Genomic DNA, 24,448 nt, shown 5'->3' on the forward strand with positions numbered 1-24,448 from the left:
GCCGTCTTGCCGCCGCGAATCACGGCGCGGCATGCCTGGCGACGCGCCTTATGCCTCGATGGCGCTTGGCGCGGCGGCGATCGCGTCCAGCGCGTGCTCGAAAGCCTGGAACAGCGCCTCCGCCGCGGCGTCGGGGCAATGGGCGGGATCGCGGCTCAGCCGGAATTCGGCGATTTCCGCGTCCTCGTCCAGATGGACGGCGATATTGACCGGATAGTGGAATCGATCGACGCCGTCCCAATCCCGCAAATCGCTTTCTTGCGAATCGCGCGCCCGGAAATTCGTGAAATTGAAGGTGTGGAAAAACTCCCGGCCGGGGCTGCGCGCCTCGAAAATCGCGCTGTGCGGATACAAGGCGTATTTCTCCTGCCGCAGCAGCCGCCGGTGAATCTCGCTGGCGGTTTCCCACGAACACTCCGACGCGTCGAACGACAGCGGCTGCAAGTTCCAGAACAGGCCGACCGCCTCCAGCGGATCGCTCAGCTCCGGCACGCGGCCGTTCACCACGATCCCGATCAAGACATGGGGATCCCGGCTCGCCTGGGCGATGGCGTGCCCGACGGCGGCCAGATACAAGGACCGAGTCTGGATCCGCCGCGCGCGCGCGCATCGGCCGACGCCGGCCACCAGCCTGGATGCGACGCGCCTTTTTTGCTCGATGATCGTGGCCGGCTGATCGCTCCGCCGCTCAAGCGCCTGCTTGCCGGCAAACGGCGCGAGCCGCCAGTATTCCATCGCTTCCGCGTCCCGCGCCATACGCTGCTGCAGGGCGACATATTCGGAAAACACATCGGCGCGTGTCGGCATCGGAATGGGGGCGTGGCGATGGTATTGCTGGAATACCGCGTCGAAAAAGCGTTGCTGCCCCCAGCCATCGTCGATCGCGTGGTGGATGCTCAGGAAAACGACGCAACGGCTGTCCGTCGTCTGGAAGAAGCGCAATCGCGCCATTTCGGTGCCCGCCTCGAACGGCGTGAACGGCGTGTGGAGGTCGGCGCGCGCGTATTCGGCGACAAGCGATTGCTGTTGTCGCGGCGCGTCGCGCCGGATGTCGACGGCGTCCAGGCGTACCCGCGCCGCGTCCGTCTCGACGCGGCGAATCGCGTCGCCGTCGCGGACGAAGAGGGTGCGGAATATCGGATGCGCGGAAAACGCCGCGCGGAAAGCCTCCAGCAAGCGGTCGACGTCAAGCGACGCGTCGTCGCAGGTGAACCACTGCTGCACGTGATAGACGCCCAGCCCGGCGGGCGCGGCCTGATACTGCTCCAGCATGATGCGCTGCATGTCGGACGCGGTATCGGCAACCGTCGCCGGCGCCGGCGTCAGGCCGGCCGCGCCCCGCAAGCTGCGATCGTTCAGGTCCCGGACAGTGGGCGAGTGGAAGATGTCCTCCACCGCCGCCGGCCAGCCTGCGCGATTCAGCGCCATGATCAACTCGACGGCGCGGATCGAGTCGCCGCCCAGGGCGAAGAAATCGTCGCGCGGGCCGAGGCTGTCGACGCCGAGCACCCGGCGCCAGATCGCCATCATCTCCGCCTCGTCGGCCGAGGCCGGCGCATCCGCCGGGCGCTCGTCGCTCAGCGCGCGCGCCACTTGCGGCAGCCGGCCGCGATCGAGCTTGCCGTGCGTGGTCAACGGCAAGCTGTCGATGCGATGAAAATGGTGCGGCATCATGAAGCCCGGTATCTTTTCCGCCAGCGATTGGCGGAGCTCGCGCAAGCTCATCGGCGCGGCCGCGAAGCGGACATAGGCCAGCACCAGATCGCGTCCGTCTTCGACGGCGGCTTGAACGACGGCGTTGGCGACGCCGTCCAGCTCGCACAGCGCGGATTCGATCTCGGCCAGCGACACCCGGAAGCCGCGGATCTTGACGTAGCCGCCCTTGCGCGACTCGTAAACCAGCTCGCCGTGCTGATCGATCTTCGCCAGGTCGTTCGTCTTGTACATCCGGGCGCCTTCGTGGCCCGGAAACGGGCAGGGGATGAAGGCCTCGGCCGTCAGGCCCGGCCTGCCATGGTAGCCGCGCGCCAGTCCCGGGCCGGCGACGTACAATTCGCCGACTTCGCCGGCCGCCACCGGGTTCAAGCGGTCGTCGAGCAGGAACAACGACAGATCCGGCAAGGCCTCGCCAATACCGGCGGACTGCCGCTTGCCGGACTCGTCGGCGGTGACGACATGCAGCGTGACATGCACGGTGGTCTCGGTGATGCCGTACATATTGACCAGCACCGGGCCGTCGTCTCCCATCGTCTTGAACCACGGCTTCAGCTGCGCCAGGTCCAGGCGCTCGCCGCCGAATATCACGAAGGCCAGCGACTCCAGCGCCTCGCGCTTTTGCGGATGTTCGCTCAGATACCGCGACAGCTGATAGAAGAAGGACGGCGTTTGATTGAGCACCGTCACCCGATGCTCTCGCAGATAAGCCAGCAGCGCCGACGGGTCGCGAATGGTGGCCAGATCGGGGATCAGCAGTTTCCCGCCATGCAATAGCGCGCCGAAAATCTCCCAGACCGAGAAATCGAAGGCGTAGGAATGCAATAGCGGCCAGATGTCGTCCGGTCCGAAATCGTAATACGGCTGGGATTCGGAAAAAAGCCGCAGCACGTTGCGGTGCGAGATCAGATTGCCTTTCGGGCCGCCGGTCGAACCCGAGGTATAGATGACATAGGCCAGGCCGTCGCGGCTCGGCGCGGGCATCTCGGGGCTGTCGGCATGCGATGGCGCCAAGGCGTCCAGATCGAGCAGCGCGATGTCTTGGGCCGCGGCGGCGGCGCTTATCCGTTCCCGCGACTCGTCGTCGACGATGATGATCCCGGGCCGGGCGTCGGCTATCAGGTAGTTCAGCCGGTCGGCCGGATATTCCGGGTCAAGCGGAACGTAGGCGCCGCCGGCTTTCAGGATGGCCAGCATGGCGACGATCAGATCGGACGATCTGCGGACGGACAGGCCAACCAGGGTTTCGGCTGCCACGCCGTCTGTCCGGAGCCGGCCGGCCAGGGCATTCGCCCGTCTATCCAGTTCTTGGTAGCTAAGCGATGTCGCCGCGCACTGCACGGCGATTCGATCGGGAAACCGCTGGGCCGACAGCGAGAAGGCCTCGGCAATCGTGCGGCATGCGGCTAGGTCTTGCGGATGCGTCATTTGGTTTTTCATGTCCGGCCTGCATCGGGGATCAAGCCCCGTTGATTGATCGTTTGTCGCTGATGTCTGGCGCTTCGCGCCCCGAGTACGGGCGCGCCGGATCAAGTCGCGTCGGTCGAGAGGCCGGCATCGCCGGTCTGGGCGCGCTTCGGCTTTCTCAACAGCTTAGGGCCGGCGCGCGGCACTTCCGCTGCGGCCGGCGCGTTCGATGGCTGCCGTAGCGGCGAATCGAAGTCGAGCGCGAATCGGGACAGCCAGGCCGACAGTTCGGCGCCCATTCGCTCGATCGAAGCCGGATCGAACATATCGGTCGCGTATTCGATGCGAACGCAGCTTCTCGCCAGATTGAAGCCGAACGCCAGGTCGAACTTGGCGATAGGGCTGGACCCCGGCGCCGGCGTGACGACCAGACCGTCCTGCGTCCAGCCGGCAAAGTCCTCATCGGCGGTGACGACCGCCTGGAAGACCGGGTGCAGGCCGGGAACGCGCTCGATGCCAAGCCGTTCGACGATGGCGGAGAACGGCACCCGGTATCCGGCGTAACTGGCCCGGGCGACTTGCCGTATCTTTTCGATCAGGCGGCGCGGGGTGTCGGATGGCTCGACGCGCACCGGCATCGCGAGCAGATTGACGAAGTTGCCTATCGTTTCCTCGATCGCATCGTCGCCGCGCCCGCCATGCGGGAAGCCCAGGCAGACGTCGGCCTGATTGCCGCGCGACGAGAGGTAGCCCGCGAGCAGGGCGGCGACGGCCATGAACGGCGAGGCGCCAAGCTGGGCGGCTTGCCGGATGTGCTCGCCAAGCTGCGCCTGAGGCAGCGCGCACTCCAGGAAGGCGCCGGCGTAGTCCCGCCGCATCGGCCGCGGCCGGTCCGGCCTGAGATTGAGCGGCGTCGGCTTGCCGTCGAAGCGGCCGTGCCAGCGCTCCAGCTCGATTTGATAATCGCGGCTGTCCTGCCACGCCCGTTCCCGGGCGGCGGCCTCGCGAACCGTCAGCGCCGGTCCGGCATCGGGCAACTCGTCGCCTCGCAGCAGGGTTTGCAGATCGCGCAGCCATATCTGGGCGGAATGGCCGTCGAACACCATGTGATGGAACACCATCAGCAAGACCCAGTGCTCAGGGGCGCGACGCACCAGGCAAAACCGGAACAGCCGGCCGGCGGCAAGATCGAACGTCGTCGAGCTGAATGCCTGTTCCAAGATGGCGAAGCCGGCGTCGCGGCTGTCCGGCGCCTGTTGGCCGAGGTCGGCGGTTTCGAGAACGCTGGACGGCGGCGCGCCGACTTCCTGGCGCAGGCCCGACGGCGTTTCCACGAAGCGCGTGCGCAGGGCCTCGTGGCGATTCAGCAGCCGGCCCAGCGCCGCCTCCAGGCGGGCCGGGTCCAGCTCGCCGCGCATCTCCAGATGCAGCGGGACGTTGTACAGCGCGCGGTTCGGGGCCAGTTTTTCGAAGAAATACAGGCTTTGCTGATTGCTTGACAGCTGGCCAAGCCTGGCGTCGACATGCGCGCGATCCGGCACCGCCGCGTCGCCGAGCCTGGCGCACGCCGCATCGACGAAGTCGCCCAGCGTCGCGCTTTCGATCAGCTCCCGCAAGGGGATGGTCAGCGACAGCCGCTGCCGGCATGCCGCGATCACGCGCAAGGCCGCCAGCGACGTTCCACCCTGCCGGATGAAGCCGACGGCGCCATCGGGCAGCTTGCCGCCGAGGGCGGCGGAAAGGATGCCGATCAGCGCGTCGCGGCCGGCGTCGCCGCCGGCGATGGGCTGAAACGCCGCCTGGCGGGCCGTGGCTTGCACCGCGCCGGCGTCCGGCCATCGGCCGATCCGGGCCATCTGTTCCGCAAAGGCGTCGAGCCGGGCGGACGGATTCGCCAGGCATGCCTCGGCCAGATCGACCAGCTCGCTCCAGAGCCGCCGGACGGTCGAGGCGTCGAACAAGGCGGTGGCGTATTCGAGCGCGAGCCATAGGCCGTCGTCGCGTTGGTCGAGGATAAAGCTCAGGTCCAGCCTGGCCGTTCCGGCATGCGCGGCCTGTTCGTCCAGCCGCAGTCCGGCGAGACGCCAGCGCGGTCGTTTTTCAACCCGCGCGGCGACTTGGAGCAAGGGGTGCGCCGGCGACGCACGGTGCGGCGCCACCGCGTCGACGAGTTTTCCAAACGGAATGTCCTGGTTTTCGCATCCCCGCGAGGCCGCGTCGCGGACTCGGCGCATCATTTCCCGCAGACCGGGCTTGTCGCCGACCGGCAGCCGCAGCGCGAGCATATTGGCGAACGGGCCGACGATCTCATGGCTGTCGGCGCTTGTCCGTCCGGTGGCGGGCATGCCGATGACGATTTCGTCGCGGCCGCTCCCCGCGGCCAGGAACAGGCCGACCAGGGACGAGAAGACGACGGGTAGCGAATCTCCCTCCGCCTGCAGGAAGCGGCCCAGTTGTCGCTCCAGCCCCGCGGGAAGCTTCAGCGCCAGCTGGTCTCCGCCCATCGGCATCGTTGCCGGACGCGGTCTGTCCGCCGGCAGCGGCTGCTGCTCGGGCGCGCCGGCGAACGAAGCCGCCAGCGCGTTCAGCCGCGCCTGGCCGCCAGCGGCGTGCCATTGCTCGCGCTGCCAGCCGGCGAAATCGGCATAGTCGAACGCGCCAGACGCGAGTTCGCCGTCGCCGCCGCGCAATGCGGCCGCATACGCCGTCTCGAGGTCCGCCGCCAGGATCTCCATCGACCAGGCATCGAAAACGGCATGGTGGAACACCATCAGCAGGCGCGCCTCTTGCGCGTCTTGCTGGACGAGAACGAAACGAAACAGCGGCCCCGCCGCCAAGCCGAACGGACGGCTCAGGATTTCCTGCGTCAATTCGGCCAGGCTGGCGGCGTCCCGGTTTGCCGAATCCAGGCGCGCTAGCTCGAGAAACGGGCCGGGCAACGCATGCCGCGTCGTGCAATAGACATCGTCGCCATCGAAGGCCATCGTCGTGCGCAATGCCTCATGCCTGGCCACGACCGCGGCAAAGGCCGCCTCCAGCGCCGCGGCGTCGATCGCGCCGCTCAGCTGCAGCGCGACGGGAATCGAGCATGAGGGCGTGTCCGGCGCCAGCTGATCAAGGTAGAAAAGCCGTTCTTGGGAAAATGACGCAGGCCAGCCATAGGCGGCATCGAGTAAAAATTTCATAAGCGAATACCTTGAATCAGCAGTCAGTCGGCAATGGAAAGCCTCTGTTCCGCCCGCCGGCGCGTGTCGCTGCGCCGGCGGGGCGTTGGCACGATGCGGGCAACGCGCGCCGGCCGCGCCCGCATCGGACTCAGCAGGTGAAGCTGCTGCAGCCGTACAGTCGTTCGGCGCTCAAGCCGGCGGCGCGGCAGCGCTCGAGGAGTTTGTTCGACTCGACGATCTGCTTGCTGTCGGCCGAGTACTCCAGGCCGGTGACGAAGCGCATCCACGGCTCCTGGCCCATCGCGTAGATGAATATTTTCCGGCAGTCGAACTCCTCGACGATGCTCCAGGCATGCTCGCAGTCCGAGCCCGACAAGGTGCGGGACTCGTCGTCGCGCCGGCTGAGCGGACTGCCAGTGTAGGGGCCGTACAGCCAGCTGAGCGGCGCGCCGTCGCACTCCATGCCGATGAACAGCGTGTCCGCCTTGCCCAGCCGCTCGACGATGCGGCGGTACAGCGCGCGGTCCTTGCAGTCGGAGTCGGCCAGGAACAGGAAGCTGCGGTTTTTCAGCCGCAGGAACATGCCGTGCTTGCTTTCGATGTCCAGGTCGGCGTGTTCGCCGTAAAACGGCAGGCTGACGATCTCGCCGTCGTCGAAGCGCACGCTTTCCATCGGCTCCAGCTCCGATACATTGCGGAAGCCGAGCGCGCGCAGCGTCAGCTTCATCGATGGATCGGCCAGGCTGCGGCTGTTGTGGCGCGGGACCAGGATGCGGCCGATGCGGCCGCGCAGCTGCAGCAGCAATTCCGGGCTGAAATGGTCCTGGTGGTTGTGGGTGATGAAGACGTAGTCGATATGGTCGGGCAGATCGTCGAAGGTCAGCCGCTGCGTCTCGCCGTCGCGGTCCCAGGTGACGAAGGGGTCGATCAGGACCGAGGTCGACGCCGTCTGCAGCAGGACACAGGCATGGCCGAAATAGCGGATGCGCACGTCGCCTCCATGGTAGTCCGGCTGGTCGCGCCGCGGCGGCTCGGCGTCGAAGAAGCCGCGGAAGCGCGCCTCCTGTTCCGCCGGCACCTTCAGCGCCTGCTTCAGCTCCGCGTAAGGGACGGCGCGTATCCGGCTGGCGGCGAGCGCTTCGTGATTGGGATCGGCGAAGGGCAGCGGCAGGACCAGCCTGGCGTCTCCGTCCAGCCGGGGCGTGTTCAGGAAGAAATGGCGCTGTTCGTCGCGCTCGGTGCCGAAGGCGAGCGACTGCTTGTCCTCGTTGGCGGCGGCCGGGTAGCTCAGCAGTTGGTCCAGCACGCGGATGCCCGGGTGGTGATTGAGGTCGTAGCTGACTTCGACCAGGCCGGCCAGCGTCGGCGGCAGCTCGGCGTAGACCGCGTCCAGGCTGTGGCCGCTGGCGGTTTGTTGCAATTGGCGATTGAGTTTTTGCAGGTCCTCGGCGAAGCGGAGCAGCGGCTCGGCGTCGCGCAGCGTGTCCTGCAGCAGGCGGCGCACCGCGGGCAGGTCGCTTGCCGCCAGTTCCAGAAAGGGGCCGCCCAGCATCTGGGGATTCTTCGAGGCGGCGATATGCACGCCGGGATTGGCGACGAAGGAGCGCATCAGCGGAATCTGGCGGAAGGCCAGATTGATCGCCTGCTGGACCGGCGACACCAGATGGCTCCAGGCGTACCAGCGATGGAACAGCGGTTCCAGTTTCACGCCGCTTTTCAGGTAGACGGCCGCGTCGGAATGGGGAGTGCTCATGCTTGCTCCAATGTTGTGGATAGTAAAGAGGGAAGGCGCGAGGCCGGCATGTCGTCGTTGTGCCGGCCGGTGGCGGCCAGGCTGGCGGGGTCGGTTTCCTGCCGCTGCCGCCATGAGGCGTAATCGGCGTATTGCCGCGGCAGCGGCGTCCAGTCCGGCTTCTCGCCGTCGTCGTGGACGGCATAGGCCCGGGCCAACTGGTCCAGCAGCGGCGCGATCGCGTCGTCGTCGGCGGCGGCCCGGCGCAGCGCGGCCGGCAGCGTCTCCGAGCCGCTGGCCGCTTCGCCGTCTTGCCGCGCGATCGGCGCGCGCGGGGCCGCGTGTCGGCGGCCGATGTCGCGCAGCGCCTGCCGCAAGGCGGGCAGGTTCAAGTCTCCGGCGTAGCGCAGCGTGATGGGCATGTCGTCGGCCGGGGCGCCGTCTTGCGGCCGGCCGGCCAGCCAGAACCGGTGGCGGCCTGGCCGGCCGTCGGCCGCAGGCGTTAACTCGCCTGAGCGCTCAGGCGCCAGTTGCCGCGCCAACTCGGCGACGCTGGGGGCGAGGAACAGGCTTTCGATCGACAGCTTGACGCCCAGCTTGCCGCGGATGCGGGCGGTCAGCCGCATCGCCAGCAGCGAATCGCCGCCGAGCTCGAAGAAGTCGGCATCGATGTCGACGGCCGGCAGCCGCAGCGTCTCGGCGAACAACTCGGCCAGCGCCTGCTCCACCGGGGTGGCTGGCAGGCGCCGCGGCGCGGCCGCGAACGTCGGCGCCGGCAGCGCCTTGCGGTCCAGCTTGCCGTGGGCGTTCAGCGGCAGCGCGGGCAGCACCATCACCGCGGCGGGCAGCATATAGTCGGGCAGGCTCGCGGCCAGCTCGGCGCGCAGCCGCGCGCCGTCCAGGTCGGCGCCGGCCCGCGGGACGGCGTAGGCGACCAGGCGTTTGCGGCCGCCGTCGTCTATGGCCAGCACCACGGCCTGGGCGACGCCGGCTTGCGAGCGCAGCGTGGCCTCGATCTCGCCGGGCTCGATCCGATAGCCGCGCAGCTTGATCTGGTGATCGAGACGGCCGAGGAATTCGAGCTGGCCGTCGGCCAGGCGGCGCACCTTGTCGCCGCTGCGGTACAGGCGGCTGCCGGGCGCGCCGAAGGGATTGGCGACAAAGCGTTCGGCGCTGAGCGCGGGGCGGCCCAGATAGCCGCGCGCGAGGCCGGCGCCAGCCACGTACAGCTCGCCGGCGACGCCGGCCGGGACCGGCTGCAAGGCCTCGTCCAGCACATAGACCTGGCTGTTCAGCACTGGCCGGCCGATGGGCGGCGCGCCGTCGACCAGGCGGTCGCTGAGGGTGGCGCAGATGGTGGATTCGGTGGGGCCGTAGGCGTTGATCATCCGCCGGTCGCGCGCCCATTTGGCCACCACGTCGGCGGGGCAGGCGTCGGCGCCGACCAGCAGCGCGCCGGGCAGCAGGTCCGGCGCCGGCTCCAGCAGCGCCAGCAAGGCCGGCGGCAGCAGCGCGTGGCTGATGCGTCCGGCGCGCAGCGTGTCAATCAGGCTGTCGGCGTCCAGCTGCCTGGCGCTGGCGGGCACCAGGCAGGCGCCGCTGGCGAAGGCCATCAGCATTTCCAGCACAGAGGCGTCGAAGCCCGGCGACGAGAATTGCAGCACGCGCGCCGACGCGTCCAGCGCGCAGCGCGCCTTCAGGTCTTGCGCCAGGCTGGCCAGCCCGGTGTGGCCGACGGCGACGCCTTTCGGCCGGCCGGTCGAGCCGGAGGTATAGATTACGTAGGCCAGATCATTCACCGCCAGCGGCCGCAGCCTTTCCGGCTGGCCGATGTCGCCGTCCGGGAAGCGGTCGGCGTCGGCGGCTTCCAGCGCGAGCGTCGGCCCGGCGCCCTGGGGCAGGCGGGCGACGGTGTCGGCGTTGCCGAGCACCAGGGCGGGGCGGGCGTCGTCCAGCATCAGCGCCAACCGCTCCGCCGGATAATTCAGGTCCAGCGGCAGATAGGCGGCGCCGGCTTTCAGCACGGCCAGCTGCGAAACGACCAGCGCCGCCGACTTGGGCAGCGCGATCGCCACCAGCCGGTCCGGCCCCATGCCTTCGGCGATCAGCCGGCGGGCCAGCCGGTTGGCCCGGCGGTTTAGCTCGGCGTAGCTCAGGCTGGCGCCGTCGCTGTCCAGCGCCGGCGCGTCCGGGGCGAGGCGGACTTGCCGCTCGAACAGCTGGTGCAGCGGCAGCGGCGCGATGTCGCGGGCGCTGGCGTTGTCGTCCAGCAGCAGGCGGCGGCGCTCGTCGTCGTCCAGCAGGTCCCGGCGGCGCACCGGACCGTCGGGCTCGCCGGCCAGCTGCGCGAGAACGGCGGCGTAGCAGCGGGCGTAGCGCCGCAGCGCCTCGGCGTCGTGGGTGCCGCGGTGGGCAGTCAGGCTGCCGACGATGCGCGCGCCGTCGGGGCGGAAATTGACCTGCAGCGCGAAGTTGTTGTCCATCACGCTGTCCTGCTGGCGCCATTCGGCCAGCGCTTCCAGCGCCTGGAAGTGCGTGTAGTTGAAGATGGCCTCGCCGGCGTCGCGCAGGCCTGCGTCGCGCAGCATGGCTGCCAGCGGATAGCGCCGGTGCGGCAGCAGTGTCCGCTCCGCGTCTATCACGCGGCTGATCAGCCCGGTCCACGATTCGCGCCGGATATCCATCCGCAGCGGCACCGAGTTCAGGAACAGCCCCACCATGTGTTCGGCGTCGGCGGTTTCCGGCCGTCCGTTGGTGACCAGCGTGGTGCAGGCCTCGGTCCTGCCGGTCAGCATGGACAGCGCCGCCATGTGCGCGGCCAGCAGAACGGATTTCAGCGGCGCGCTCAGCCGGCGGGCCAGCGCGGTCAGCGCCGCGGATACCCGGTCGTCGATGGCGATGTCGGCGTGGATCTGCAGCGGACCGTCGCCGGCAGCCGCTTCGTCCTCTCGGGCCAGCAGCGCGGGCGCGGCTTCGTGGCCCCGCAGTTGCTCGAGCCAGAAATCCCGGCTGGCCGGGGACGCCATCGCCTGGCGTTCCAGCGCGATGTAGTCGCGGTAGCGGCTGGACAGCGCCGGCAGGCTGCATGGCAGGCCGGCCAGTTCGGCCCGGTACAGCTGCGCCAGTTCGACGATGAAGACCGAGTCGCTCCAGCCGTCGAGGATGGCGTGATGGATGCGCAGCGTCAGATGGAAGCGCTGGTCGCCCAGGTGGTGGGCGTGGGCATGCAGCAGCGGCGCTTCGCCGGGGTCGAAGGCTTGCTTGGACCAGGCGGCGATGAAGCCGGCCAGCGTGGCGTGTTGCTCGGCCGGCGACAGGCCGCCGAGATCGCCGTCCGTCAGCGGGATGGAGGCCTCCGGCAACACCAGTTGCAACGGCTCGAGATAGCCGTCCAGCGCGAAGCGGGTGCGCAGCAACTCGTGCCGCCGGCAGAGCGCGTCCAGCGCGCGGCGCAGCGCGGCCGCGTCGTAGGGCAGGGTCACCGACAGCCCGACGATGTTGTGGTACAGCGTGGTGCCGTCGCGGAAGGCGCTGTGGAACAGCATGCCCTGCTGCAGCTGGCTGAGCGGGTAGGCGTCCGCCAGACCCGGCGGCAGCCGCTCGCGGTCGGCGGCGTCCAGCAGCGCGAACGGCTCGTGGGAAGCGGCGCTGGCGCCGGCCTGTTCGGCGTGGGCGGCCAGCAGGCCCACGGTGTGGTGTTCGAACAGGCTGGCCAGCTCGAACGATATGCCGGCTTTCAGCGCCAGGCCTTTCAGCCGCAAGGCCAGCAGCGAATCGCCGCCGAGGTTGAAGAAACTGTCGTCGAGCCCGACGCGCTCCAGGCCCAGCGTCTGGGCGAAGGCGTCGGCCAGCAGCTTCTCCTTCTCGGTGACCGGTTCGCGGTGTTCGGCCAGCTCGCGTTCCGGCGCCGGCAGCGCGCGGCGGTCCAGCTTGCCGTTCGGCGTCAGCGGCAGCGCGTCCAGCGCCACCCAGGCGGCCGGGACCATATAGTCCGGCAGGCGGCTGGCCAAGGCGTCGCGCCAGCGGGCGACGTCGGCCTCGGCGCCGGCGGCGGGCACGGCGTAGGCGACCAGCCGGCGCTGGCCGGGCGCGTCTTCGCGGATCAGGACCACGGCCTGGGCGACGCCGGGCTGCGCCAGCAACGCGGCCTCGATTTCGCCGAGCTCGATGCGCAGGCCGCGCAGCTTGACCTGGTGGTCGAGGCGGCCGAGGTATTCGAGCGCGCCGTCGTCGCGGCGGACGACGCGGTCGCCGGTGCGGTACAGCCGCTGGCCGGCGGGGCCGAATGGGTTGGCGACGAAGCGCTCGGCGGTCAGCCCCGGGCGGCGCAGATAGCCGCGGGCCAGGCCGACGCCGCCGAGATAGAGCTCGCCGGGAATGCCGGGCGGCAGCGGGCGCAGCATGGAATCGAGCACGTAGAGCTGGGTGTTCCAGATCGGCTGGCCGATCGGCACCGTGCGGGTGTCGGCGGCGGGATCGCAGGTCCAGGCGGTGACGTCGACGGCGGCCTCGGTGGGGCCGTACAGATTGTGCAGCGGGCACGGCAGCGTCTGGGCGGCGCGGGCCAGCAGCGGGGCGGGCAGCGCCTCGCCGCTGCACAGCACGCGGCGCAGGCTCCGGCAGCTGGCGCTGGCGGGCTCCAGCAGGAAGGCGTCCAGCATAGACGGGACGAAATGCAGGGTGGTGACGCCGCGGCGGCGGATCAGGCCGGCCAGGTAGGCCGGGTCGCGATGGCCGTCGGGGCGGGCCAGCAGCAGCGAGGCGCCGGTCAGCAGCGGCCAGAAGAATTCCCAGACCGAGACGTCGAAGCTGGACGGCGTCTTCTGCAGCACGACGTCGTCGGCGGCCAGCGGGTAGGCGTGCTGCATCCACAGCAGGCGGTTGACGATGGCGCGGTGGCTGTTGACGGCGCCCTTGGGGCGGCCGGTGGAGCCGGAGGTGTAGATGACGTAGGCCGGGTGCTGGTCGTCGAAGTCTATGGCCAGCGGCGCGTCGGGCAGCGCGGCCAGTTCGTCGTCCAGCCGGTCCAGGCACAGCGCGCCTGCCGCGGGCAGCCGGCCCAGCAGATCGGCGCGGGAAATCAGCGCGGCCGGCCGGGCATCGTCCAGCATGAAGGCGATGCGCTCGGCCGGATAGTCGAGATCGAGCGGCAGATAGGCGGCGCCGGCCTTCAGCACGGCGAGCAGGGAGACGACCAGGTCGATGGAGCGGGGCAGCGCGACGGCGACCAGGGTCTCGGGGCCGACGCCGTCGGCCTTGAGGCGGCGGGCGAGCCGGTTGGCGCGGCCGTGCAGCTGGCGGTAGCTGACGGCGTCGTCGTCGAAGCGCAGCGCCTCGGCGTCGGGGGTGCGTTCGGCCTGTTGTTCCAGCAGCCGGGTCAGCGTGGCGGCGGGCAGCAGGGCGTCGGTGCGGTTCCAGCCGTCCAGCGCCAGGCGCTGGGCCGGGGTGGTCGGGTCGATGCCGGCGAGCGGCCGCTCCGGTTCTTCGGCGATCAGGCGCAGCAGTTCGAGCAGCTGGTCGGCGATGTCGCCGACGGCGTCGGCGGAGAAGACGTCGGGGCGGTAGCCGAAGCGCAGCTCGAGCTCGGGGCCGGGGAGGACGCACAGGCTCAGCGGGTAGTGCGAGGTGTCGGCGCCGTCGCCGCCCAGCGGAATCAGCGCCAGACCGTCGGCCACCTTGCCGTCGGCCGCGCCGGGCAGCGCCGGGTAGCTTTCGAAAACCAGCAGGGTGTCGAACAGCTCCTGTCTGCCGGCCGCCTGCTGGATCTCGGCGAGGCTGAGGTGCTGGTGTTCGATCAGCGCGGCTTGCTGGGCCTGCAGCCGCCGCAGCAGCGAAGAGACGGTTTCGTCGGCCTGCAGCCGCAGCCGCAGCGGCACGGTGTTGATCAGCAGGCCGACCATCCGTTCGACGCCGGCGAGTTCGGGCGGACGCCCGGAGACGGTGACGCCGAAGACGACGTCGTCGGCGGCGGTGAGGCGGGCCAGCAGGATGGTCCAGGCGGCCTGCAGCACGGTATTGAGCGTGACGCCCTGGCCGCGGGCCAGCGCTTGCAGCGGGGCGGTCGCGGTTCGCAGCGACAGCGTCCGCTGGCGTTCTCCGGCGCCGGAGGCACCCAGCTTGGTCGGCTCGTCCAGCGCGTCCAGGCTGGCGGCCCAGGCGCCGGCGGCCGCGGTCTTGTCCTGTTGTTGCAGCCAGGCCAGGTAGTCGCGGTACGGCGCGGCGGGCGGCAGCGCGTCGCCGCGGTACAGCGCGAACAATTCGTCCATCAGGATGGGCATCGACCAGCCGTCGAACAGCAGGTGGTGGAAGCTCCACAGCAGTTGGTGGCGACGCTCGTCCAGCCTGACCAGGATGAAGCGCAGCAGCGGCGGCCTGGTCGGGTCGAAGCGGCGGCGCAGGTCGGCTGCCAGCAGCGCGTCCAGCGCGGCGTCCGGCTGGCCGGACAGGTCCTCCTCGCGCCAGTCCAGCTCGAACTCGCGCGGCACCACCTGGCGCGGTTGCGCCAAGCCCTTGTACACGAAGGCGGCCCGCAGATTGGGATGGCGCCGCAGCAACGCTTCGGCCGCGCGCTTGAGCCGGCCGGCGTCCAGGACGCCGCGCAGCTCGAAGCGGTTGCGGACATGGTAGGCGTCCACTTCGCGCTCGTCGTACAGCGCGTGGAATAGCAAGCCCTGCTGCAGCGGCGACAGCGGCAGGATTTCGGCGATTTTCGACATGATGAGTCTCGCTATGGACGGCCGCCGTCGGCGGCCGTCGGAAAGAGTTAGAAGTCGGCCTCGATCAGATCGATTTCCGCCTGCGACAGCCCGCCGGCCAGCGGATGGTCGGACGGCGTGGTGCCGCCGACGTCCGGCGCGTGTCCCAGCCTGACCAGCGCGCGCAGCGCGTCGAACCAATCCTCCGCCAGCCGCTCGATTTCCTGCTGGTCGAACAGGCGGCCGGCCCATAGCCAGGTGGCGACCAGTTCCGGTCCGGCCGGCCCGTCGTGGGTGGCGGCGTTCAGCGCGATGGCGTGGGACAGCGGCACGGAGGCGTCGCTGTCGCCGTCCAGCCCGGCGGCCTCCGGGGCCGGCATCCAGTCGCCGCGCGCCGGCGTGGAGAAGCGTCCCAGGTAGTTGAAGCCGAGCTGCGCCGGCGACGCGTCGCCAAGCCGGGAGGCGGTTTCCGGATTCAGGTAGCGCAGCAGGCCGTACCCCAGGCCCCGGTCCGGCAGCGCGCGCAGCTGTTCCTTGATCCGTTTCAGCGCCTCGCCGAGGACCGCGTCGTCGTCCAGCGCGGCCGCGGCCGGCGCGCCGGGGTCGAGGCAGACCGGGAACAGGCTGGTGAACCAGCCGACGGTCCGGGACAGATCGCAGTGCTCGCCGAGTTCCTCGCGGCCGTGGCCTTCCAGCTCCAGGCGCACCGCCGAGCCGCCGTCCAGGCCCTGGCGTTCCCGCCAGCGCGCCACCGCCAGCGCGAAGCCGGTCAGCAGCACGTCGTTGATGCCGGCGTGGAACAGCGCCGGCACGCGGGTCAGCAGCTCGGCGGTGACGGCGGCCGGCAGCGTGACGCTAAGGCGCCGGCCGCTGCCGGCCTTGTCCAGCGCCGGGTCCAGCGAGACGGGAGACAGCAGCGGGTCGGGGCGGCTCTGGATGTCGGCCCACATCGGCCATTCGGCGGCGCGGGCGGCGCCGACGGCGTCGTCGCTCAGCAGCAGCGACCAGCGGCGGAACGAGGTCGCGACCGGGTCTAGCCGGATGGGCCGGGCGGCGACGGCGTCGCGCCAGGCGGAGGCCAGGTCGGGCAGCAGGATGCGCCAGGAGACGCCGTCCACCGCCAGGTGATGGATGCCCAGCCACAGCCTGCCCGGCGCGTCCGGGCCGGCGTCCAGCCACAGCGCCCGCAGCATGGCGCCGGCGGCGGGGTCGAGCTGCCGCGCCGCCTCGGCGATGTCGGCCGGCGCGATGGCCGGGCCCGCGACGCGGCGCAGGCAGTCCTGCGCCGGCGTCGAGCCGACGGGCGGCACGGTCAGGCCGCCGTCCGCGTCCAGCCGCATCCGCAGCGCGTCGTGTCTGTCCAGCAGCGCTTGCAGCGCTTGCAGCAAATGCTCTTGCTCCAGCCCGGTCGGAGTCTGCAGCAGCATAGACTGGTAGAAGCCGTTCCGCGGTCCGCCGCGCTCCAGCCACCAGCGGATGATGGGCGTCGCCGGCAACGCGCCTTCGGCCGCGTCGGTCGCGACGGTGGCGGCGACCGGCCGCGCGACGGCGGCCAGCGCCTCCACCTTGGGATGGAGGAAGACGTCGCGGGGACTGAGCAGCAGGCCTTGCCGCCGCGCGCGGCTGACCAGCAGGATGGAGGCGATGCTGTCGCCGCCGAGATCGAAGAAACCGTCGTCCAGGCCGACGGCGTCCTGGCCCAGCAGCTCGGCGTACAGGCCGGCCAGCACGCGTTCGGCGTCGGTCCGGGGCGGCCGCCGATTGCCGGCCTGGAAGTCGGGCGCCGGCAGCGCGCGGTGGTCGAGCTTGCCGTTCGGCGTCAGCGGCAGCGCGTCCAGCGCGACGATGGCGGCCGGCACCATATAGTCCGGCAGCTGTGCCGCCAGCGCCTGCTTTAGCGCGGACGGGGCGGCGTCGGTACCGGGGTGGAGCGCGATATAGGCGACCAGCTGGCGCGGCGCGCCGTCCGGCTGGTGCAGCACCGCCCGCGCCTGGGACACGGCCGGGTGCTCGCGCAGCCTGGCCTCGATTTCTCCGAGCTCGATGCGGAAACCGCGCAGCTTGATCTGGTGATCGGCGCGGCCGAGAAACTCCAGCTGGCCGTCGGCGCGCCAGCGCGCCCGGTCGCCGCTGCGGTACAGCCGGCTGCCGGCCGGACCGAAGGGGTTGGCGACGAAGCGCTCGGCGGTCAGCGCCGGCTGGTCCAGATAGCCGCGCGCCAGGCCGCTGCCTGCCAGATAAAGCTCGCCGGGCACGCCGGCGGGAACGGGCCGCAGCGCCGAGTCGAGCACATAGGCGCGGGTATTGTCCATCGGCGCGCCTATCGGCACGACGGGGTCGAGCGCCAGCCCGCGCGGCAGCGGATGGCAGGTGGCGAAGGTCGTCGTCTCGGTGGGGCCGTAGACGTGGACCAGCTCCAATTGCGGATGGCGTTCCAGCACGCGCTCGAAGGCGCGCGGCGAGGCGGCCTCGCCGCCGGTCCACAGCGTGCGCAGGCTGGCGAAGCATTCCGGGCGCTCCTCGGCCAGCAGATTGAACAGGGCGGTGGTCAGGAAGGCCGCCGTGACGCTTTCACGCTGCAGAACGCCCGCCAGCGTATCGATGTCGTTGTCGCCCGGCGGCGCCATCGTCGCCTGGCCGCCGTGCAGCAGGGGCGCCCACAATTCGTAGGTGGAGGCGTCGAAGGCGTGCGGGGAGTGCGCCAGCACCTTGCTTTGGGACGCGCCTTCCCAGCGGCGGTCCAGCGCCAGATCCCTGACGTTGGCGTGGCTGACGCCTATGCCCTTCGGCGTGCCGGTGGAGCCGGAGGTGTACATCACATAGGCCAGCGCGTCCGGAGACAAGGCCAGGCGGGGCGGGTGTTCGGCGCTTTCAGCCGCGCCGTCTATCCGCATCACCGGCAAGCCCGGCGGCAGCATGCCCGGCGCCGGCGCCTCGTCGGCCAGCAGCAGCGCCGCGCGCGACTGGGCCAGCGTCCAGGCACGCCGCTCTTCCGGCTGGGCGGTGTGCAGCGGGATGTAGCAGCCGCCGGCCTTGAGCACGCCCAGCATCGCCACCGGCAGCAGCGGGCCGCGTTGCAGCCACAGCGCCACCGGCGTTTCCACGTCGACGCCGGCCGCCCGCAGCCGGTGCGCCAGCGCGTTCGATTGCCGCTCCAGCTGGCGGTAGCTCAGTTCGGCGTTTGCCGCGCGGACCGCGATGGCGTCCGGCGTCAGCCCGGCCTGGCGGCGGAACAGTTCGGGCAGCGTCGCCGGCGGGGTCGGGCGGGCCGTGGCGTTCCAGTCGTCCAGCAGGCGGCGCTCGTCGGCGTCCAGCCATTGCAGGCGGGCCAGCGGTTGGTCCAGATCGCCGGCCATCGCCTGGAACAGCCGCGACAGGCTGGCGAGGATGCGCTGGGCCTCGGCCGGCGGGAAGACGTCGGCGCGGCAGCCCAGGCGAAGCTCCAGCCTTTCCCCGGGCACCACGCACAGGCCAAGCGGGTAATGCGACACGTCGCCGCCCAGTCCGTCGACGGGGCGCACGGTCAGGCCGTCGCTGGCGCGGCTCTGGCGCAGCGTGTCGAGCTGCGGATAGTTTTCGAACACCATCAGCGTGTCGAACAGTTCCTCGACGTCCGCCAGCTGTTGGATTTCGCCGAGTCCGAGATGCTGGTGCTCCATCATAGCGGCCTGGCGCGACTGCAGGGCTTGCAGGCAATCGGCCAGCGTGGCCGACGGCTCCAGCTTCAGGCGCAGCGGCACGGTATTGATCAGCAGGCCGGGCAGCCGCGCGATGTTTTCCAGCGGCGCGGTCCGTCCCGATACGGTGATGCCGAAGACCAGGTCGTCGCGGCCGGTCAGGCGGGCCAGCAGCAGGCCCCACGCGCCCTGGGCCAGCGTGTTGACGGTCAGCCCATGTCGCCGCGCCTGGGCGGTCAGCGCGCCGGTGAGCTCGGTCGTCAGCAGGACCGAGCGGGTATCCGGCAGCCGGTCCGCGGCGGGGAGGCCGGGCGCGATGAGGGTGGGCTCGTCGACGCCGCGCAAGTATTCGCCCCAAGCCTGGCGGGCGGCGGCCTGGTCCCGGCCGGCGAGCCAGGCCAGGTAGTTGCGGTAGGCCGGCGCCGGCGGCAGCTCGGCGGCATCGTCCCGGTGGTAGAGCGCGAACAGCTCTTCAAGCAGGATGGGAATCGACCAGCCGTCGAGCAGCAGATGATGGAAGGTCCATAGCAACAGGTGGCGGTCCGGGGCGAGCCGGATCAGCGTGAAGCGCTGCAGCGGCCCTTGCGCCGGCGGCATGCTTTCGCCGTGCTCGGCCGCCTGCGCCGCTTCCAGCCGCGCGCGCGCGGTCTCGCCGTCCAGCGCCGACAAATCGGCTTCCCGCCATCGCGCGGCGCTGTCGGAGACCAGCGCCTGCATCGGTTGCACGGTGTCGTCGTGAATGAAGGAGGCCAGCAGGTGCGGGTGCCGGCGCAGCAGGCGCTCGCTCGCGCGGCGCAGCGCGCCGCCGTCCAGCGCGCCGTCCAGTTCGACGCGCAGCTGCACCACGTAGGGATTGGCGGCGGAGTCGTCGTACAGCGCGTGGAACAGCAGGCCGTGTTGCAACGGCGTCAGCGGCAGCAGCTCGGTCAGGCCGGGATGGCGGCGGGCCAGGCGCTGGACTTCGGCCGGCTCCAGCGGCAGCAGTGGCGCGTCGGCGCGCGTTTCGATGGCAAGGGGTGACGCGTCGGACGCGATCCGGGCGAGGTCGCGGACGCTGGGGTGCTCGAACACCTGACGCGGGGTCAGGCTCAAGCCGCTTTTGCGCGCCAGGCTCACCAGCTGGATCGAGCTGATGCTGTCGCCGCCAAGGCCGAAGAAGCTGTCGTCGAGCCCGACGCGCTCCAGGCCCAGCGTCTGGGCGAAGGCTTCGGCCAGCAGCTTCTCCTTCTCGGTGACCGGCTCGCGGTGCTCGGCCAGCTCGCGCTCCGGCGCCGGCAGCGCGCGGCGGTCCAGCTTGCCGTTCGGTGTCAGCGGCAGCGTGTCCAGCGCCACCCAGGCGGCCGGGACCATATAGTCCGGCAAGCGGCCGGCCAAGGCGTCGCGCCAGCGGGCGACATCGGCCTCGGCGCCGGCGGCGGGCACGGCGTAGGCGACCAGCCGGCGTTGGCCGGGCGCGTCCTCGCGGATCAGGACCACGGCCTGGGCGACGCCGGGCTGCGCCAGCAACGCGGCCTCGATTTCGCCGAGCTCGATGCGCAGGCCGCGCAGCTTGACCTGATGGTCGAGACGGCCGAGGTATTCGAGCGCGCCGTCGTCGCGGCGGACGACGCGGTCGCCGGTGCGGTACAGCCGCTGGCCGGCGGGGCCGAAGGGGTTGGCGACGAAGCGCTCGGCGGTCAGCCCGGGGCGGCGCAGATAGCCGCGGGCCAGGCCGACGCCGCCGAGATAGAGCTCGCCGGGAATGCCGGGCGGAAGCGGGCGCAGCATGGAGTCGAGCACGTAGAGCTGGGTGTTCCAGATCGGCTGGCCGATCGGCACCGTGCGGGTGTCGGCGGCGGGATCGCAGGTCCAGGCAGTGACGTCGACGGCGGCCTCGGTGGGGCCGTACAGATTGTGCAGCGGGCATGGCAGCGTCTGGGCGGCGCGGGCCAGCAGCGGCGCGGACAGCGCCTCGCCGCTGCACAGCACGCGGCGCAGGCTCTGGCAGCCGGCGCTGGCGGGCTCCTGCAGGAAGGCGTCCAGCATCGACGGGACGAAGTGCAGGGTGGTGACGCCGCGGTGGCGGATCAGCTTGGCCAGGTAGGCGGGGTCGCGATGGCCGTCGGGGCGGGCCAGCAGCAGCGAGGCGCCGGCCAGCAGCGGCCAGAAGAATTCCCAGACCGAGACGTCGAAGCTGGACGGCGTCTTCTGCAGCACGACGTCGTCGGCGGCCAGCGGGTAGGCGCGCTGCATCCACAGCAGGCGGTTGACGATGGCGCGATGGCTGTTGACGGCGCCCTTGGGGCGGCCGGTGGAGCCGGAGGTGTAGATGACGTAGGCCGGGTGCCGGTCGTCGCAGGGGACGGCCAGCGGCGCGTCGTCCAGCGCGGCCAGTTCGTCGTCCAGCCGGTCCAGGCACAGCGCGCTTGCGGCGGGCAGCCGGTCCAGCAGATCGGCGCGGGAAATCAGCGCGGCCGGCCGGGCGTCGTCCAGCATGAAGGCGATGCGCTCGGCCGGATAGTCGAGATCGAGCGGCAGATAGGCGGCGCCGGCCTTCAGCACGGCGAGCAGGGAGACGACCAGGTCGATGGAGCGGGGCAGCGCGACGGCGACCAGGGTCTCGGGGCCGACGCCGTCGGCCTTGAGGCGGCGGGCGAGCCGGTTGGCGCGGCCGTGCAGCTGGCGGTAGCTGAGGGCGTCGTCGTCGAAGCGCAGCGCCTCGGCGTCGGGGGTGCGTTCGGCCTGTTGTTCCAGCAGCCGGGTCAGCGTGGCGGCGGGCAGCGGGGCGTCGGTGCGGTTCCAGCCGTCCAGCGCCAGACGCTGGGCCGGGGTGGCCGGATCGATGCGGGCGAGCGGCCGCTCCGGTTCTTCGGCGATCAGGCGCAGCAGTTCGAGCAGCTGGTCGGCGATGTCGCCGACGGCGTCGGCGGAGAAGACGTCGGGGCGGTAGCCGAAGCGCAGTTCGAGCTCGGGGCCGGGTATGGCGCACAGGTTCAGCGGGTAGTGCGAGGTGTCCACGCCCTGGCCGCCCAGATAATCGATGGACAGCGCCTCGTCGACGCGGTGGTCGTCGTCGGCGATGGGATAGTTCTCGAACACCAGCAAGGTGTCGAACAAGTCCCCGAGGCCGGCCGTCTGCTGGATCTCGGCCAGGCTGAGGTGCTGATGCTCGATCAGCGCGGCCTGTTGGGCCTGCAGCCGCTGCAGCAGCGCGGCGATGGTTTCGCCGGGCAGCAGGCGCAGCCGCAGCGGCACGGTGTTGATCAGCAGGCCGACCATCCGTTCTACGCCGGCGAGCTCGGGCGGCCGTCCGGAGACGGTGACGCCGAAGACGACGTCGTCGGTGGCGGTGAGGCGGGCCAGCAGGATGGCCCAGGCGGCCTGCAGCACGGTGTTGAGCGTGACGCCCTGGCCGCGGGCCAGTCGCGCCAGCATCGCGTAGACCTCGGGGTCGGCCGCCACATTGTGGTTGCGCGGCAGCTGCCGGCTGTTCTGCGCGTCCGGCGCCAGCCGCGTCGCCTGTTCCAGGCCCGCCAGATGGTTCGCCCATTGCCGCCTCGCCGCGTCCCGGTCGCGGACATGCAGCCAGGCCAGGTAGTCGCGGTAAGGGATGGCCGGCGGCAGCTCGTCGCCGCGGTACAGCGCGAATAGTTCGCGCAGCAACACCGGCACCGACCAGCCGTCGAACAGCAGGTGGTGGAAGCTCCACAGCAGTTGGTGGCGCTGCGCGTCCAGCTTGACCAGGGCGAAGCGCAGCAGCGGCGCGCGCGCCGGATCGACGCCGGCGGCGTAGTCGTCCTGCCGCAGCCGCTCCAGCATGCGCCGCTGCTCATCGGCGTCATCCGCCGACAGATCGAGCTCGCGCCACGGCAGCGTCACCGAGGCCAGCACGATTTGGGCCGCCCGCTCCAGTCCGTCCGCGGCGAACGCCGCGCGCAGATGGTCGTGGCGCCGCAGCAAGGCCTCGGCGGCGGCGCGCAGCCTGCCGGCGTCCAGCGGGCCGTCCAGTTCGAAGCCCATCTGTATCAGGTAGACGTCGCTTTGGCCGCCGTCGTACAGCAGGTGGAACAGCAGGCCCTGCTGCAGCGGCGACAGCGGCAGCACCGCGGCGACATCCGGATGGCTGGCGCGGATGCGTTCGAGGTCGGCGTCGCTCGGCGGCGGCAGCTCGTTTGCCGCCGCGTCGGGCGCTATCGGCCGGACCCGTGGCGCCAGGCGCTCGATGCTGGGATGGTCGAAAACGTCCTGAGGGCTGAATTGCAAGCCATGGGCGCGGGCGCGGCTGACCAGCAGGATGGCGCTGATGCTGTCGCCGCCCAAGTCGAAGAAGCCCTGGCCCAGCCCCACCCGGGGCAGCCCCAGCACTTCCGCGTACAGCTTGGCCAGCGTTTTTTCCAGCCAGTCGCGCGCCTCCCCGGCATCGGCGTCGACAAAGTCCGGCGCCGGCAGCGCCTGCTTGTCCACCTTGCCGTTCGGCGTCAGCGGCAGGCGCTCCAGCGCGACCACCGCGGCCGGCACCATATAGTCGGGCAGCTGCTCCGCCAGCGCCGCGCGCAGGACGGCGCCGTCGGCCTGCTGGCCGGCGCGGGGGACGATGTAGGCGATCAGCTGCTTGATGCCGGGCAAGTCCTCGCGCAGGCGGACCACGGCCTGGGCCACGCCCGGTTGCTGCGTCAGCAGGTGTTCGATCTCGCCGGGCTCGATGCGGTAGCCGCGCAGCTTCAGCTGTTCATCGGTTCGGCCCAGGTAGTCCAGCGCGCCGTCCTCGCGCAGCCGCGCCAGGTCGCCGCTGCGATACAGGCGGCTGCCGGCGGGGCCGAAGGGGTTGGCGACGAAGCGCTCGGCGCTGAGCGCCGGCCGGCCCAGATAACCGCGGGCCAGCCCGTCGCCGGCCAGATACAGTTCTCCCTCGACGCCCGGCGGCAGCGGCCGCAGGCAGTCGTCCAGCACATAAGCCCGGGCGTCGGCGATAGGCGCGCCGATATCGAACGGTTCGTCGTCCCGCATCTGTCCGCTCATCGTCGCGCAGACGGTGGTCTCGGTGGGGCCGTAGGCGTTCAGCATGGTCCGGCCGGCCGACCAGCGCCGTATCTGCGATGGCGGACAGGCCTCGCCGGCGACGATCAGGCCGCAGTCCCGGGGAATGCCGCCATCCGGCATGATGGCCAGCGCGCTGGGCGGCAGCGTCAGATGGCTGATCTTCTGGCGGACCAGCAGGTCGGCCAGCGCCGCGCCCGGCGTCAACTCCGCCGCGGGCGCGGTGACCAGGCAGGCGCCGGAGAGCAGCGCCATGGCGGTTTCGGAAAAAGCCGCGTCGAAACTTGACGACGCGAACTGCAGCACGCGATCGCCGGGGCCGATGCCGAAGCGCCGGCTCTGGGCATGAGCCAGCCCGGCTATGCCGCGGTGGCTGACCGCCACGCCCTTAGGCTGGCCGGTGGAGCCGGAGGTGTAGATCACATAGGCCAGCTGGTCCGGCGAGTCGTGAAGCTCGGGCGCGTGTTCCGGTTGCCCCTGCCATGCCGCCTCTTCGGTATCCAGCTCCACCACCCGCGCCCAGTGGACCGGCAGCTGGTCGGTCAGCGCGGCGCGCGTCAGCAGGGCGGCCGGCATGGCGTCGTTGAGGATGTAAGCCAGTCTTTCCCGCGGATAGTCGGGGTCCAGCGGCAGATAGGCGCCGCCGGCCTTGAAAATCGCCAGCGTGGCGATGATCTGCTCGGGCGAGCGGTCCAGGCACAGCGCCACCGGCGTTTCGCGGTCTATGCCCAGTTCGCGCAGATAATGGGCCAGACGGTTGGCCTGGCTGTCCAGTTCGCGGTAGCTGAGCGTTCGCGGGCCGTGTTGCAGGGCGATGGCGTCGGGATGGTCCGCTGCGCTTCGCGCGAACAGGGCGGCGAAGGTTGCGGCTGGCGCGGCGTCGGTGTGCGGATGCTGGGAGGGAAAGACGGCGTTGTCGTTCATGTCGAACCTCGAATGCGGTGCTGGGCGTGATGCCGCGACCTGCCGCGAGCGCGCGGCCGATCGGCGATTCTGCGATATGGCTGGGTCTGGCGGAGCGGGGCCCGCCGTGGAATGGGA

The 24,448-nt window shown here is 70.8% G+C and carries 5 protein-coding genes; all 5 read right to left on the reverse strand.

Going from position 1 to position 24,448, the window contains the following annotated elements:
* Positions 1-48: 48 nt before the first annotated feature.
* Positions 49-3,153 (reverse strand): non-ribosomal peptide synthetase, encoded by a 3,105-nt coding sequence (locus CXB49_RS07645; RefSeq protein ID WP_101707836.1) that lies wholly within the window; start codon positions 3,151-3,153, stop codon positions 49-51.
* 89 nt (positions 3,154-3,242) lie between these two features.
* Entirely contained in the window at positions 3,243-6,305 is a 3,063-nt protein-coding gene (locus tag CXB49_RS07650) for a condensation domain-containing protein (RefSeq protein WP_101707837.1), read from the reverse strand.
* Positions 6,306-6,435: 130 nt separating this feature from the next.
* The gene (locus CXB49_RS07655) at positions 6,436-8,040 is read right to left on the reverse strand and encodes an MBL fold metallo-hydrolase (RefSeq protein WP_158300668.1); all 1,605 of its coding nucleotides are present in this window, start codon (positions 8,038-8,040) and stop codon (positions 6,436-6,438) included.
* Positions 8,037-14,735, reverse strand: a complete 6,699-nt coding sequence (locus CXB49_RS07660; RefSeq protein WP_101707839.1) for a non-ribosomal peptide synthetase — start codon at positions 14,733-14,735, stop codon at positions 8,037-8,039. Before CXB49_RS07660 ends, CXB49_RS07655 begins: the two co-directional genes overlap by 4 nt.
* Before the next feature lie 47 nt (positions 14,736-14,782).
* Positions 14,783-24,331 carry a non-ribosomal peptide synthetase gene (locus CXB49_RS07665; protein ID WP_101707840.1) on the reverse strand — a complete coding sequence of 3,183 codons (9,549 nt, stop codon included), beginning with the start codon at positions 24,329-24,331 and terminating at the stop codon, positions 14,783-14,785.
* Positions 24,332-24,448: the final 117 nt, after the last annotated feature.

The sequence above is a fragment of the Chromobacterium sp. ATCC 53434 genome, assembly GCF_002848345.1.
In the GTDB taxonomy this organism is placed as follows: Bacteria; Pseudomonadota; Gammaproteobacteria; order Burkholderiales; family Chromobacteriaceae; genus Chromobacterium.

What these genes read in the sequence shown, in the direction of transcription:
- CXB49_RS07645 (WP_101707836.1), bottom strand. Translation starts at nt 3,153, where the DNA reads ATGAAAAACCAAATGACGCATCCGCAAGACCTAGCCGCATGCCGCACG.
- CXB49_RS07650 (WP_101707837.1), bottom strand. Translation starts at nt 6,305, where the DNA reads ATGAAATTTTTACTCGATGCCGCCTATGGCTGGCCTGCGTCATTTTCC.
- CXB49_RS07655 (WP_158300668.1), bottom strand. Translation starts at nt 8,040, where the DNA reads ATGAGCACTCCCCATTCCGACGCGGCCGTCTACCTGAAAAGCGGCGTG.
- CXB49_RS07660 (WP_101707839.1), bottom strand. Translation starts at nt 14,735, where the DNA reads ATGTCGAAAATCGCCGAAATCCTGCCGCTGTCGCCGCTGCAGCAGGGC.
- CXB49_RS07665 (WP_101707840.1), bottom strand. Translation starts at nt 24,331, where the DNA reads ATGAACGACAACGCCGTCTTTCCCTCCCAGCATCCGCACACCGACGCC.